The sequence below is a fragment of the Aliidiomarina quisquiliarum genome (assembly GCF_023922585.1).
In the GTDB taxonomy this organism is placed as follows: domain Bacteria; phylum Pseudomonadota; class Gammaproteobacteria; order Enterobacterales; family Alteromonadaceae; genus Aliidiomarina; species Aliidiomarina quisquiliarum.
In genome coordinates this window covers 165762-179771 of sequence record NZ_JAMFTN010000020.1, presented here as the reverse complement: position 1 = coordinate 179771, position 14010 = coordinate 165762, and the positions used below count along the sequence as shown (strand labels likewise).

At 44.9% G+C, this 14010-nt stretch carries 10 protein-coding genes; 8 read left to right on the top strand and 2 right to left on the bottom strand.

Annotation, left to right across the window (positions count from 1 at the left end; genetic code table 11):
* Nucleotides 1-15: 15 nt before the first annotated feature.
* Both M1L23_RS07685 and M1L23_RS07680 read right to left on the bottom strand, forming a co-directional pair.
* Nucleotides 16-1233 (bottom strand): MFS transporter, encoded by a 1218-nt coding sequence (locus tag M1L23_RS07685; protein ID WP_252626762.1) that lies wholly within the window; start codon nucleotides 1231-1233, stop codon nucleotides 16-18.
* Nucleotides 1234-1279: 46 nt separating this feature from the next.
* Nucleotides 1280-3748, bottom strand: coding sequence for a bacteriohemerythrin (locus M1L23_RS07680; protein WP_252626761.1), 2469 nt, complete (start codon nucleotides 3746-3748; stop codon nucleotides 1280-1282).
* Between the two features lie 383 nt (nucleotides 3749-4131).
* Between M1L23_RS07680 and M1L23_RS07675 the strand changes: the two genes are divergently transcribed.
* From M1L23_RS07675 to M1L23_RS07640, 8 genes are all read left to right on the top strand, one after another.
* On the top strand, nucleotides 4132-4359 hold the full coding sequence (locus M1L23_RS07675; RefSeq protein ID WP_252626760.1) for a hypothetical protein: 228 nt from the start codon (nucleotides 4132-4134) through the stop codon (nucleotides 4357-4359).
* Complete coding sequence (locus M1L23_RS07670; RefSeq protein WP_252626759.1) at nucleotides 4359-6803, top strand: EAL domain-containing protein; 2445 nt, start codon at nucleotides 4359-4361, stop codon at nucleotides 6801-6803. The genes M1L23_RS07675 and M1L23_RS07670 overlap by 1 nt, the downstream gene beginning before the upstream one ends.
* Nucleotides 6804-6884: 81 nt before the next feature.
* Nucleotides 6885-8807: a HAMP domain-containing methyl-accepting chemotaxis protein gene (locus tag M1L23_RS07665; protein ID WP_252626758.1), complete on the top strand. Its 1923-nt coding sequence runs from the start codon at nucleotides 6885-6887 to the stop codon at nucleotides 8805-8807.
* A 165-nt stretch (nucleotides 8808-8972) separates the two neighbouring features.
* Complete coding sequence (locus tag M1L23_RS07660; RefSeq protein WP_252626757.1) at nucleotides 8973-9593, top strand: bacteriohemerythrin; 621 nt, start codon at nucleotides 8973-8975, stop codon at nucleotides 9591-9593.
* A 52-nt stretch (nucleotides 9594-9645) separates the two neighbouring features.
* A complete protein-coding gene (locus M1L23_RS07655; RefSeq protein WP_252626756.1) occupies nucleotides 9646-10614 on the top strand; it encodes a putative bifunctional diguanylate cyclase/phosphodiesterase in 969 nt (322 codons plus the stop codon).
* Entirely contained in the window at nucleotides 10604-11017 is a 414-nt protein-coding gene (locus M1L23_RS07650; protein ID WP_252626755.1) for a CZB domain-containing protein, read from the top strand. Before M1L23_RS07655 ends, M1L23_RS07650 begins: the two co-directional genes overlap by 11 nt.
* Before the next feature lie 386 nt (nucleotides 11018-11403).
* Nucleotides 11404-11967, top strand: a complete 564-nt coding sequence (locus tag M1L23_RS07645; RefSeq protein ID WP_252626754.1) for a hypothetical protein — start codon at nucleotides 11404-11406, stop codon at nucleotides 11965-11967.
* A 212-nt stretch (nucleotides 11968-12179) separates the two neighbouring features.
* Nucleotides 12180-13922: a Na/Pi cotransporter family protein gene (locus M1L23_RS07640; RefSeq protein ID WP_252626753.1), complete on the top strand. Its 1743-nt coding sequence runs from the start codon at nucleotides 12180-12182 to the stop codon at nucleotides 13920-13922.
* Nucleotides 13923-14010 lie beyond the last annotated feature (88 nt).

Genomic DNA, 14010 nt, shown 5'->3' with positions numbered 1-14010 from the left:
AAAGCAACCAGGCCACTAACGCGCTGCATGTTCGTTAATGGTTATATTGCGACCGCAGAACAAACCCGCCACGGCACAAATTAAACTGGCCGCCACACATAGCCAAAGCACTGGGGTCCAACTATTAAAAAAGCTTTGTAAGTAACCGGCAATCATGGGCCCTGAAGCTGCTAGCAAATAGCCTAAGCACTGGGCCATACCCGAAAGCGAGGTGGTTTGACTGGTGGTGTCGGTGCGTAAACTAATAAAAGACAAGCCCAAAATAAATACACAGCCGGAGAAAAACCCTAACGCCACCGACCAAAACATAGCCAGCTGCGGAGCGAATAATAACCCCAACGAGCCAACAGCCGTTAAAGAAGCTAGGCTAAAGCTAAGTAGGCGCTGATCTTTTAACCGGGCTAAAATGGGTATGAGCGCTATAGCGGCCACGGCGGCGGCAACTTGAAACACCCCGTGCAACACCCCTGCTTGCTCGGCCAGCACCCCCCGTTCAATTAAAATACTGGGCATCCATGCATACATAATATAGGTAAAAAACGAATTGAAGCCGAGCAAAGTAGTTATTTGCCACGCCAAAGGCGAACGCCACACTTTGCTGTTGCCGCTAGCTTGCGCTAATTCGGTTGGCGGGGGTGTATGGCGGCGTAGCTGGGGTAACCACAATAAAATGCTAAATAGAGTAATAACAGCAAACCCCGCAAGGGCTAATTGCCAGCCCATATTTTTGTATAAGCTAAGGGGCAGTATTAAGGCCGAGTACCCCCCAGAAACAATACCCATAACCAGCACATAGGTAGAGGTCATTACTGCTAGTTGGGTTGGGAAGTCGCGCTTAATAACACTAGGTAACAATACGTTACCAATAGCGATGCCAATACCAATAACCGCTGTACCAATAAACAGTCCATTCGACGAGTCGACTAAGCGTGAACATAACCCTAGCCCAATCAGCAGCAAAGCAATAAACAGCGACCTTTCTACCCCTACCCGCTGCGCTAAGCTAGTAGCCAATGGCGACCCCATAGCAAAGGCCAACAACGGCAAGGTTGTTAGCATGCCTGCTTGGGTGGGCGTAAGGGAGAACTGCTCGATAATAGCGTCGAGCACCGGTGCTAAAGCAGAAATAGGCGCGCGCAAATTGGCGGCAATAAAAATAATGCCGAGCACTAACAACCTGCGGCTGGAAAATAAGCGGCTAACGAAGCCGCTGTACGTTGATGCAGACTGCAAAACAAAAACCGCCAATCAGAAAGTGAAAGGCGGTATTGTACTAGTTTTAGAACACTCCGCGACTATTTAAGTGGTCGCGGTAGGCCATGTCGCTTTTGAGTATGTGGTTAACCAGCCAGTTTTTAACAAATTCAAGTAGCTCGTCTACTACAGGCTCACCGCGTTCAACCCGCTTACCAAAGTTTAAAACATCGGCAATTAATTTCGCGTGCTTCCGCTTATGCTCCACTAAGTCGCCATAGCCGTGGCGCTCTAGCAATAGCTCTTCATAGCGGAAATGCGTGCGGGTATAGTTTGCTAAGGCACCAATAACACGTTTAATGCCGTATTCGTCGTCGTCGCGCAGCGACAGTCGGTGCAGTTCATTGGCAATAGAAATAAGGCGTTGGTGCTGCCTGTTTACTTCTTCTACCCCTACGTCGAACTCCGGGCGCCATTCAATTAATCGCGGTTGAGTTCGCGCGCGCTCTTTAACCGTGTCTGGCTCGAGCAAGTAGCGCTCAACTAACGACTGAATTTCACCACCTAAGGTGGTTATGCGAGCTGAGCTTTCGTGAGCATCGGTGGCTTGCTTCTCCATTTCCCGTGCGCTTTCTAATAGCTGGAAAATATTGTGCTGCACAGTGCCTGTTACTTGGCTTTGTTGCTCGGCGGCGGTAGCAATTTGCGTGTTTAACGCGCTAATTGCTGCCACATTTTGGTGTATTTCAGCCAAAGATTCCGCAGCACCTTGGGCGTCTACTGCCGTTGTACGCGCCAAGTCAGTACTCTGGTCCATTAAGCTGGTAGCCTGCTTAATGCTATTGTTCAATTTGCTTACCACGGTTTCTATTTCAAGGGTCGAGCCTTGCACCCGTTGCGCTAGTTCGCGTACTTCATTGGCTACAACCGCAAAGCCACGCCCTGAGTCGCCGGCCCGAGCCGCTTCAATGGCGGCATTCAAGGCTAGCAAGTTGGTTTGTTCGGTAATGCTGTTAATGGTGTCTAAAATTAGCACAATGGCTTTGCTGTCTTGCTCAATAACTTTAATAGCCTGTTGCGCTTCGGCAACTTCATGGGCTAAGCCGTCAATAGCTACGGCAACCTGGCCGACCATTTTTTCGCCTTGCTCTGTGGCTTGTAATGCGTGTTGGGTTTCGTCGGCAGCCGACTGACTTGAGTGTGCAATTTCAGCAACTGAAGCATTCATTTGTTCCATCGACGCTGCAGCTTGGTCCATTTCACTACGCTGCTCGGCGGTTTGCTTGGCTACTTCAGCAATGGCACGGTAATTGTCGTTACCAAGGGTTTCAAAACCACGGCTACTGGTACGTATTGCTTCAACGGAATAGCCTGTTTCATAAATTGCTTCGTTAAAATAGTTGGCAATAGTGGCAAATTCATCAACACTTTCTACAACCACTTCGTCGTTTAAATTCCCGATGGCTAATTGCCGCGCCGCCAAGGTAATAATATTGACATTATTACGAATGCCCAAGTAAAGCGTGGCAAAACAAACCAACAGCAACACCAGCACGGTAATTAATAATAACCCGGTACCCCATAACAATGACGTAGCCGTACTCGTACGACTGTTTACATACTGACCAACTAATTCGAGGGCATAGTCGTATAAGGGAAATACTTCGTCGACCACTGCGGTGCCTTGATCAAAAAACACCCGCGCTGGGGTTTGTTTGGTTTGCCCTACAAAGTTTTCATTCACGGTTTGTTGGAAGGTTTGTAAGCGCTGCTCTAAGCTTGCCACTTGAGCTTCTATGTGTGGGTCTGGCGCAACTATATTTAACACCCGCGTGCTGTCACGAAACCCCGCCACGTGTTGGTTTAATTGCCCATTTATAAGCAACAATCCTTCTCGCTCTGCTAGCGAAATTTGCTGCTGACCTAGCTGTACATTACTTAACAACGCCGACCCCATACCCCGTACTTGTCCCGCCACATCGGCCAGCACTGAAAGGTCGCGAGTAATTAAGCGCATTAAGTAAATGGCATGAATACTTTCCGACGCTACTAGCCCACTGCGCTCGGCCACTACTCGCTGCAAATCGCGAACAACAGCTAACCATTGTGTGTGTTCGCTAAACGACAGCGCTGCATTTTCTTGTGTTTCTAACTTGCGCCAACTGGCTCTTAGTTGCTCCCATTCCGCCACGGAAAGTAGGTTGTCGTCATCTTTTTCTTGCTGTACCTGCAATAACTGTAACTGTTGCCCAATTGCTTGCCGAATGGCTTGAATTTCGCTGGTTACCCTGCTGTTACTATAAAGAACTGTAGCCATAAGGCCTCGGTGCCTGGCACCAAGTTCCATTAATTCACGCAGCGGCGATAAGTACTCAAGCCCTGTCGACTGCACCTTGGCTTCGTTACGAACTGTTATGGGGTCCATAACCACCAACACGCTCAAAATAAGCGTAGGTATCATTACCACACTGCCCACTAAAACAAATTTTCTGCGAAAGCTTAGGTGATTAAAAACCCAGTGGATAGGTGTTAACAGTGTCATTAAAAATTTCATGATAAGTACTCATTAAAAATATGCTTCCATACTATCGGCATTGTTAGGAAAAACTGTTGATACGGATCAAGTCTTTGCGGTGACTTGTACAGCTGGTGTGGGTATTCCACAAGAGATACATGCTAAGCCGCGCTAACATTTCAAGATGCCAGCGCAAGCTGTTGTTTAAGCATACTATTTTAAATTTATTAATGCTTTAGCAATGCTTGGTGTTTTATAAATTTAACTTTGTATATGTTTTTATATAAGCACAATGAAGCAAAAAAACGTAGGAACCGCATATTAGTCAATGATAATATAAACAAATCCCTTTCTTCTTTTATACAAGTTACTGTAAGCGAGAAGACAAATGCAACAAGTCTAATATGAAGGTTAGCTAGTTTATGCTGTATGCGCCACCACCAGAGCGTCAAGCTAATACAAAACATGAAATGACAGAGCTTGAGGCAACAAAATTAGCTTTGCAACGCGAGCGTGCTATTCGCAGCCTAATTAGTGAATTTGCAGCAGACTTCATGGCGTCTTCTTCAGCAGACTTTAATGCCGCTATTAATCGAGTTCTGGCGCGCAGCGGCAAGTACATGAAAGCTGACCGCACCTACGTGTTTTAATGACCCCTGACGGTCAACGCATGAACAATACTCACGAGTGGTGCGCCCCTGGTATCGAGCCTGAAATGCACAATTTGCAAGGGGTTCCTTCCAGTGCCACGCCATGGTGGTGGAGTCAATTTCGTGAGGTTGGCTATGTATTAGTGCCTAGGGTAGGCGATATGCCTCCTGAGGCTAAAAATGAATATCATATTCTTGAGTCGCAAGGCATTCGTTCTGTTTGTGTTTACCCACTGCACATCGGCAAAAAACTGGTTGGCTTTATGGGCAACGACGCCGTAGGTACAGAACGCCATTGGGGTGAAGACGTTCTTGAGTTTTTAAGCCTGCTAAGTAATTTGCTTGGTATTGCCTTGGGCCATATACAGTTGCATCAAAAGCGTGATGAAACTATTCGTCATTTAAAACGTGCCGAAAAACAAGCGCAAGTTGGCCATTGGCATATTGATTATGAGTCAAATGAGGTTATGTGGTCGCAAGAAATGATGCGTATTTTTGGCTGCGATCCGAATAGCTTTAAGCCAACTTTGAAATCTTTTTTTGAATTTATTCACCCTGAAGACAAGGCTTCGGCTTTATCTACTTTCGAAACTGCCAAAGCAGCATTACACAACTTATACATTGAACATCGACTATTAATTAATGGCACAACGGTGAAACATATTGAAGTTCGAGGCCGCTTCAACACCAATTCCGACGGTTCGCTGTTAAGCGCAGAAGGCACCGTGCAGAACGTTACTGAAAAAGTGCAACAGCGTGAGTCGTTGCAACGCTTGGCTTTTGAAGACTCTTTAACAGGATTGCCTAACCGTCGTTCAATTGAAAATACTCTTGCACAAGAAATGTTGTACTGCGATCGCTGCAACATGCGCCTAGCTTTAGCACTATTAGACATAGATAACTTTCGCGAACTTAATGAGCAGCATGGTGCCGCTTTAGGCGATGCTTTGCTAAAAGCCTTGGCTCTGCGAATACGGCGCTTTTTTAACAACACAGCAACGGTTGCTCGCGTGGGTGGCGACGAATTTGTGGTGCTTTTTACTCGACTTCAAGCTAACGACTCTTATTTTTCTGAGCTTAACCGGCTGTTAGCAGCTATTAATAAGCCTTTCTCTATTGACGGCATAGATATTATTTTAACCGTCAGCATAGGTGTTACTGAATATCCGCAGCCAATGGAAGTAGCTGGCGAACAATTGCTGCGCCAAACGCAACAGGCCCTATTTCAAGTGAAAATGTCTGGGAAGGGCCACTTTCTAAAATACGACATTGGTTCAGAGCAAGAAGCCCGTGAACTAACCGACTTTATCGAGCAAATTCGCACCGCCCTATATAGTGATGAGCTGGTGTTATATTACCAACCCAAAGTGTTTATGAATACTGGCGCTGTATTTGGCGCTGAGGCACTGGTGCGCTGGCAAAAAAGTAATGGTGAATTAGTTTTGCCTGGTAAGTTTTTACCTGCTTTGCTTAACCACCCTCTAGAAATAGAGCTAGGCGACTGGGTTATTCGCACCGCCCTAGAGCAAATGCAAATATGGAAGCGCCAAGGCTTAGACATTCAAGTGAGCGTTAATGTTAGTAGCCAACAACTATTCGACAAAGACTTCGTCCACAAACTCAGCTGCGCTCTTAAACTTTACCCCGACATTGAACCTGCCGCATTACAGCTGGAGGTGCTGGAAAGTAGCATGTTGAATGACCTTGAAACTGTTTCAAGTATTATGCACCTTACGCGCCAATTAGGTGTTAGTTTTGCCCTTGACGACTTTGGCACCGGCTATTCTTCGCTCGCTTACCTTAAGTATTTACCAGCGAGCGTGCTAAAGATTGATCAAAGTTTTATCCGAGAAATGCTTCAAAGCACTGATGATTTGTCAATTATTTCTGGGGTAATTGGTATGGCCAATGCCTTTGGCATGCAAGTTATTGCTGAAGGTGTTGAAAACGCAGAACAAGGTAACTTATTGCTTAGGCTTGGTTGCCTGCAAGGCCAAGGCTATGGCATTGCCAAGCCAATGCCTGCGACCGAGCTGCACACTTGGACCCAAAACTGGCAAACACCCATTTCTTGGCTTGGTCAGCAATCGGTAGGCGGACATAACTTACCATTAATTTATGCCGAAATTGAGCATCAGCGTTGGTTAATGGGCGTAGAGCAGTGGCTATCAGGTATTGGTGAACGGGTACCCATTTTAGACCATCATCAGTGCAAAGTAGGACTGTGGATTGATAATGAAGCAGTTAGCCATTATGGCAGCCACCCCAACTTTACCAACATGGTCAACTTGCACCGTGAGCTACATAACCAAGTTAAAAAAGCAGTCGCTATGCATAGCAAGGGCAAATCTGAAGCCTCCCTAAGGCTACTGCCACAAATTCACCAACAACGAGAGCTGTTTTTAAGCGCGCTAAGGCAATTGATAGCACATGTTAGCTCTTAAGCCTTTTAGTGGCTACTTATTACACAAGCCAGCTGAATGTATGCAAACAAGAATTTACTGTAACGTTAAAGGGAATGGGAAATGAAAAATATTAGCGTAGCGAAAAAGTTAACTGGTGGAATAGGCTTCATTTTATTCTTGTCTATTATTTTAGCTGTGAACAATTTTTATAGCTTAAACCAACTGACCATGCGTTCAAATAATCTAAAAGCTTTGGCGTTAATAAACAACGATGTAAACGGTTTGCGCATAACCAGTGCTTTATACAAGTTAACCCCTAATGCCCAGCTTGTTGAAGATACGCATGCACTAGCCGACAAAATTAAACGTACCGCACGTGAATCTAGAGCCAATTTAACAGCAGCGAGTAGCCGCCAAGCGATGGACAAAATAGTTGCTGATATCACCGATTATGAGCAATCTTTCGATAACTATATTCAAGCTCATCATCAAATAGAAGCAAACATTGCTGCCGCTGTACGCAGTGGTGCAAGTACCAATACAGCACTTTCGCAACTGAACGCTTTAATAAACGGTTCAATTCAACAACCCACTATTTACACCGATGCATATAGCGCAGTAACTGGCCGTTTAGTAACTGAATTGGCCATGGCTCGGCGTACTCTCGCTTATACTGCACGAGTTTTTATAACCGACCGCACCGTGCAAAGTGTCGATACCCTAGAGCAAGCGTATGCAGCATTACAAGACACCGCAGCCAAGTTACAGCCAAGGCTTGCAGGCCAAGCAGCCAGCCTAACGACAGAAATTACAACTGGCGTTGCAGGCTATATGACACTGTTACGGGATATTGTTCCGTTAAACGACACTTTACTAACAACCGAAACACACATGAACACTGTGTATACCAGTGTAAGCTCTATTACCGATCAACTAGTACGCTTTGCAACCGCTTTGGGCGACCAAGAAATGAGTACCGCCAAAACTATTGCTGCCGGCCTAACCATTGCAGAGATTGTACTCGGCGTGCTAATTGGTTGGATTATTATTAAGCAAATCACTCACCCTTTAAGTCAAGCTGTTGCTATTGCTAAAGCCATTGGTAACCGCAACATGACAGGCAGTAAAGTAGACCCACGGGGTGATGAGTTCGGTGCATTATTAAATGCCCTTGAACAAACACGCACTAATTTACGAGAAGCGCTAACAGAAGTAGCCGGCTTCACTACTCAGCTGGCTTCAGCCGCAGAGGAGCTTTCCGCCGTAACTGCGCAAACTAGTGCTGGGGTAAGTATGCAACGTCAAGAAACCGAGCAAGTGGCAACCGCCATGAATGAAATGACCGCCACGGTGCACGAAGTAGCGCGCAATGCAGAAAATGCGGCCGCAGCAGGTGAGCGCGCCAATCGTTTAGCGACCAATGGCGAACAAGTTTTACAAGGTGCATTAGATGCCAACCGCCGCTTAACCGCCCAGGTACAGCAAAGCGCTGAGGCCATGCATCGGTTAAATGAAGACAGTGCAAACATTTCAACGGTGCTAACGGTTATTAACGGGCTGGCGCAACAAACCAACCTATTGGCCTTGAATGCTGCCATTGAAGCGGCGCGGGCTGGAGAAGTTGGGCGTGGGTTTGCTGTTGTGGCCGACGAAGTACGTAATTTAGCCCATAGTACCCAGCGGTCTACTTCGCAAATTGAAGAGCTAATTGAAAACTTACAATCGGGCTCTAAAAACGCCGTGGAAATGATGGATAACAGCTACAAGCTTTCAGACTCTACGCTTGAATTAGTACAAGAAGCCAATACCGAGTTGAAGGTTATCGCCCAAACGGTACTAGAAATTCAATCGATGGGCATGCAAATTGCCACTGCAGCAGAAGAACAAAGCCTGGTAGCCGAAGAAATTAACCGTAACGTTGTGAACGTAAACAATGCAGCGGACCAGTCTGCCACTGCAGTGGAAGAAACCGCATCAGCGTCGCAGGCTTTAGCGCGCTTAGGGCAAGAGCTTAACAACTTGGTAGCGCGCTTTAAAATTTAGTTTTACCTACCCTAACTAGGTAGCTAATACTATTGTTACTATTAATTCAATTGCTATAACCTTAATTACACTGTTTTTGTCGCTCGTATAGGTTACTTGCTGGCAGTACATTGAAACCAATTAATACTAAATTAGTAAATGGTTGTCATTGAGGCTTACCAAAATATGTTGGAAGCAAGCTCACGTTCAAAATTTGATATTGTGCCGTGGAACTCTAGTTTTGAAATAGGTATTGAGGTTCTCGACGAACAGCACCGTAGGCTGGCTGCTTTAATAAATGAGTTCGCACAATCCTATGTTTACGGCAACGATATAGACGAACCCATTCGTATTTTAGACGATATGGTAGCTTTCGTAGAGTTCCATTTCGACACTGAAGAAACACTGTGGGCCGAGCTTTCTGTGAACGACCCCTTATTTAAAGACCATGTGAAAACCCATAGTGGTTTTGTGGGGAAAATACGTCTATTTCAGTCAAAACTGTCGGTAGAAAACCGCCAAAAGGTAATGGATGAGCTTTTAGCATTCCTAATTACTTGGCTAGCCCACCATATTCTGTACGAAGACAAAATTTACTCGCTGGTATTGCACCAAGTTCGAGCAGGCATTGATATAAGTACCGCTAAACAGCAGGCACAAGAAACCATGTCTGGGCGAACCTCGGTACTTATTCAAAGTATTCTGTCTATGTATAAAGAGCTTTCTTCCCGTACCCTTGCTCTCGAACGAGAGGCCTATTCTCGGCAAGTGGCCGAACAAGCATTATTAGACCAAGAGCAATATTGAATTTCTGTGCTGGGGGTAAATAGCGATAACCTTTGGGACTGGGACTTTAGCAATGTCGACTTTAGCCAAACGCTTACAGCGACTGTTTAATAGTTCTACTGTGCTTGCTCGAGTTGGTGGCGATGAATTTGTTATGCTGTTTTCTCGGCTTGAAGCAGAGGAAAGCTACTTCCCACAACTTAACCGGCTATTAGCTGCGGTTAATAAGCCTTTAACCATTGACGGAGTTGACTTGGTATTGACCGCCAGCATTGGTGTTACTGAATACCCGCAACCATTAGAAGTGGCCGGTGAACAGCTAATGCGGCAAGCACAGCAAGCACTGTTTCAGGTAAAAATGTTAGGTAGAGGGCATTATCAAAAATATGATGTTGGCTCTGAACAAAATGCCCGAGAGCTTACGGACTATATTGAACAAATTCGCAAAGGCCTGCATGCCGGCGAGTTTGTGCTGCATTACCAACCTAAGGTTTATATGAAAAGTGGCATCGTTTTCGGTGCTGAAGCCTTAATTCGGTGGCAAAAAAGCACCGGCGAACTGGTTTTACCTGGTAATTTTTTACCTGCTTTATTTAACCACCCACTTGAAGTTGAACTAGGTGATTGGGTTATTCGCACTGCATTGGCACAAATGCACTTGTGGAAGCAGCAAGGGCTAAATATAAAAGTAAGCGTTAATGTTAGTAGCCAACAACTATTTGATACTGCTTTCGTTGATAAGCTAAACGCCGAGCTTAAGCTTTATCCAGACATTAACCCTTCGTTGTTTCAGCTTGAAGTGCTTGAAAGTAGCATGTTAGACGACCTGCAGGCTGTTTCTAGCATAATGCAGAACTGTCGTCGACTGGGAGTAAGCTTTGCCCTTGATGACTTTGGCACAGGCTATTCTTCCCTTGCTTACCTTAAGCACTTACCGGCAAATGTATTAAAGGTTGACCAAAGCTTTGTTCGCGAAATGATGCAAAACACCGATGATTTGTCGATTATTTCCGGCGTAATTGGTATGGCCAATGCCTGCTGATGACTTTCCCCGTTGGGCGCAGCACTGGCAAGCGCCGCCTTCGTGGCTTGGCCAACCACCAGTGGAAGCCCACAACTTGCCATTGCTTTACGCAGAAGTTGAGCATCGCTCATGGATAATAGCATTAGAGCAGTGGCTATGTGGTGAGCTCAAAAACCCACCTGTGCTTGATCGCCACCACTGCAAACTAGGCGTTTGGATTGACAGCGAAGCAAATAGCCGGTTTGGCTTACAAGCTAAATTCTCTAACTTAGAAAAGTTGCATCACGACATACACCAACTTGGCCAAAGTGCAATTTCTTTGTATACGCAGGATCAAGCCGAAGCGGCAAAAAAACTATTACCACAACTTTGGCATTTGCGTGATTTATTTATGGACGAACTAAAGTCTCTGATAGGTTAAAACCAAACACTTTCTATTTCGCTTGGCTTACTTCATTTAAAAAGCTAATATAAGCCACATTACTAATCGTGCAGTACACTACTTAAAAGCTACATTCAATTATTCCAAACAACTGCGCTTATTATTTCCAAGTTAATATAAACAACAGTTAGCTAACAATATAAATTTACTGTAAATTACCTTGCTTATTTTATTATTTGTGAGGTCCTTCCTTTTGTATTAAATAACTGTACCAACACCCCTAATAGATAAATAACAATTGCTTGATAGATAGCCATTCAGCACGCTACAGACCCCATTCTACTTGACCTTCGCTTACCTACAACCGAAAATAGGGGCCTCTTAATGAGTCACTTGATTTTTTCAACCCATAAGGAATATACATTATGAAAAAATTAGCAGTAGCGACAATTGTAGCAGCCAGCTTAATTTCTTTTTCAGCTGCAGCAGAACAATCTCCTTCTTTTGATTTTGTTTCTTTAAATTATTTAAGCAATGACACTGTTGCTGGAACTATTAAAGGCTTCGATATTAAAGCCAACGTAAGTATTATGAATGGTGTTTTTGCCGAAACTGAATTAAGCCGTGTTACTAAGTCTGGAAATACTTTATTAGCAGGCGACTTTGGTATTGGTTACGGCTATGCGATTTTACCTTCAACCGCTTTAGTAGTTTCTGCTGGTTTAACCCATATGCGTTTGTCGCCAAAAGGTGACAAAACCCTAACCGACAGCGGTCAGTATGGAACAATTGGTGTGCGTTCAACCATATTGCATGACAACCTAGAATTAGGCCTGCGGGTAAACCGCCACTGGACCGATATTAGTGAAACCTCTTACACCGCTTCTGCCCGTTACTATGTAATGGACCAGTTAAGTGTTGAGTTAGGTTACAACTACGTAGACAGCGACTTTAAAGCGTACAACCTCGGTGTTGCTTACCACTTCTAAGCCTTTTTAAGTTAAGCCTTAAAAGCTATCCAAAGCCTCGTATTTACGAGGCTTTTTTATTGTTTTTATTTTTTAAAAGTCGAAACTAAGCAGAAACTTTTTTATTGCGCTCGAAACATGGATATAATGCGCCACCACAACAGGCTAAAAACACCGTGCCCTAATTAATAAGTGAACTTACACTTTTGGGCCAGGCAAAAGAAGGCGACGGTATGACCTATACATGGTTTGACTTCCTCCAGTTGATCGGGTCTCTGGGCATTTTCATATTCGGTATGAAAATATTTAGTGAGGGCCTGCAGAAAATTGCAGGAGGTAGGCTTAAAGGCATTCTCAGTGGCATGACGCGAAACCGTGCCATAGGCGTAGTAACAGGGCTTGGTACCACAGTAATAACTCAGTCGTCGACTACCACCACGGTGATGGCGGTGAGTTTTGTTAACGCCGGCTTACTTACCTTCGTGCAGTCAACCGGCGTTGTTATGGGGGCCAATATTGGCACCACGGTTACTGCTTGGATGGTGGCACTGTTTGGTTTCAAATTCGAAATTACCCCCATTGCTTTAGCACTTATTGGTGTGTTTTTCGCTTTTTTATTCTCTAAAAGCACCCGTTTGCGTAATATTGCTGAAACCATGGTCGGCTTTGGTATTCTCTTTATCGGCCTAAGTTTTATTAAAGGTGCCGTACCCGACATTGACGCCAACCCCGAAATATTGAACTTCCTGCAGAACTATTCCGACTTCGGCTACCTATCTTTAGTGCTGTTCGTGCTTATAGGCACCCTACTAACGTTGCTTACCCAGTCTTCTTCTGCGGCAACGGCCATTACCTTGGTTATGCTGTTCGAAGGCTGGATTTCCTTCCCTATTGCCGCGGCAATGGTATTGGGTGAAAACATTGGTACTACCGTAACAGCGAATATAGCCGCACTTGCCGGTAACGTGCATGCGAAACGAACCGCCAGGTTCCACTTCTTTTTTAACGTAATTGGCGTGATTTGGATGATGTTGGTGATTGTTCCATTCTTAGGCCTAATGGACACCATGATTCAGTACTTCACTCAAAACCCTATTTCTATCATTGAAGGGGCGAAAGAGTCACGTGCGAATGCCACCTTAGGGCTGTCGTTATTCCATACTTCGTTTAATATATTAAACGTGCTTATTTTATTTGCGTTTGTACCTTACTTGGTGCGCTTCGTTGAATATATATCGCCCGACAAAGGTACCGACGATGAATTTAGTCTGCGCTACATAAGTGCTGGCGCTATGGTGTCGCCGGGCTTCTCCATTGAGCAAGCCAATAAAGAAGTACAACAGTTCGTTGGTATTATTGAAAAAATGCATCACTCCTTGCATGAGCTTATTTTCGACGAGAAAGCTGACAAACCAAAGCTTATGGAAAGTATTGCAAAATATGAAGAGCTTACCGACCGGCTTGAAGTTGAAATTGGTAACTATTTGGTACGTATTAGTGAGAATGCTAACCTAGAAAACGTGCTCACCGAGCGCATGCGCTTTATGCAAATTATGATCAACGACTTAGAGCGTATTGCCGATATTTATTACCAGCTGTCGAAACAAAGTGAAAAAATGGTGCAAACTCGCTCTAGCTGGCCCACTACTGCTCTTTCCGAAATGGCTGAAATGATGGACGCTGTTAATAACGCCATTCAAGCCATGAAAACAAACGTGAAGCTTGACCCCGAAATGGTTAGCTTAGAAGAAGCATTAGTACTTGAAGACAAAATAGACGCCATACGTGAAATGTATCGCGACACGCACTACACGCGCTTAGAAGGTGGCGAGTATGCTTCTCGTGCGGGTGTGTTATTTATCGACATGCTGAATCGTTTAGAGCGTATTGGCGACCATATTCTTAACGTTAACGAGTCGGCTGCAGGGCGCCGCTTAAAAGCTGTACGGGTAGACGGCGACGACCAGGGCTCTTAATACTTAGCTGTTCCATTAGACAACATAAAAAGGCCTGACCTCAGTTTGCTGTGGTCAGGCCTTTTGCTTAGTTAAGTTTTTTAGCTGT

What these genes read in the sequence shown, in the direction of transcription:
- M1L23_RS07680 (WP_252626761.1), bottom strand. Translation starts at nt 3,748, where the DNA reads ATGAAATTTTTAATGACACTGTTAACACCTATCCACTGGGTTTTTAAT.
- M1L23_RS07675 (WP_252626760.1), top strand. Translation starts at nt 4,132, where the DNA reads ATGCTGTATGCGCCACCACCAGAGCGTCAAGCTAATACAAAACATGAA.
- M1L23_RS07670 (WP_252626759.1), top strand. Translation starts at nt 4,359, where the DNA reads ATGACCCCTGACGGTCAACGCATGAACAATACTCACGAGTGGTGCGCC.
- M1L23_RS07665 (WP_252626758.1), top strand. Translation starts at nt 6,885, where the DNA reads ATGAAAAATATTAGCGTAGCGAAAAAGTTAACTGGTGGAATAGGCTTC.
- M1L23_RS07660 (WP_252626757.1), top strand. Translation starts at nt 8,973, where the DNA reads ATGTTGGAAGCAAGCTCACGTTCAAAATTTGATATTGTGCCGTGGAAC.
- M1L23_RS07655 (WP_252626756.1), top strand. Translation starts at nt 9,646, where the DNA reads ATGTCGACTTTAGCCAAACGCTTACAGCGACTGTTTAATAGTTCTACT.
- M1L23_RS07650 (WP_252626755.1), top strand. Translation starts at nt 10,604, where the DNA reads ATGCCTGCTGATGACTTTCCCCGTTGGGCGCAGCACTGGCAAGCGCCG.
- M1L23_RS07645 (WP_252626754.1), top strand. Translation starts at nt 11,404, where the DNA reads ATGAAAAAATTAGCAGTAGCGACAATTGTAGCAGCCAGCTTAATTTCT.
- M1L23_RS07640 (WP_252626753.1), top strand. Translation starts at nt 12,180, where the DNA reads ATGACCTATACATGGTTTGACTTCCTCCAGTTGATCGGGTCTCTGGGC.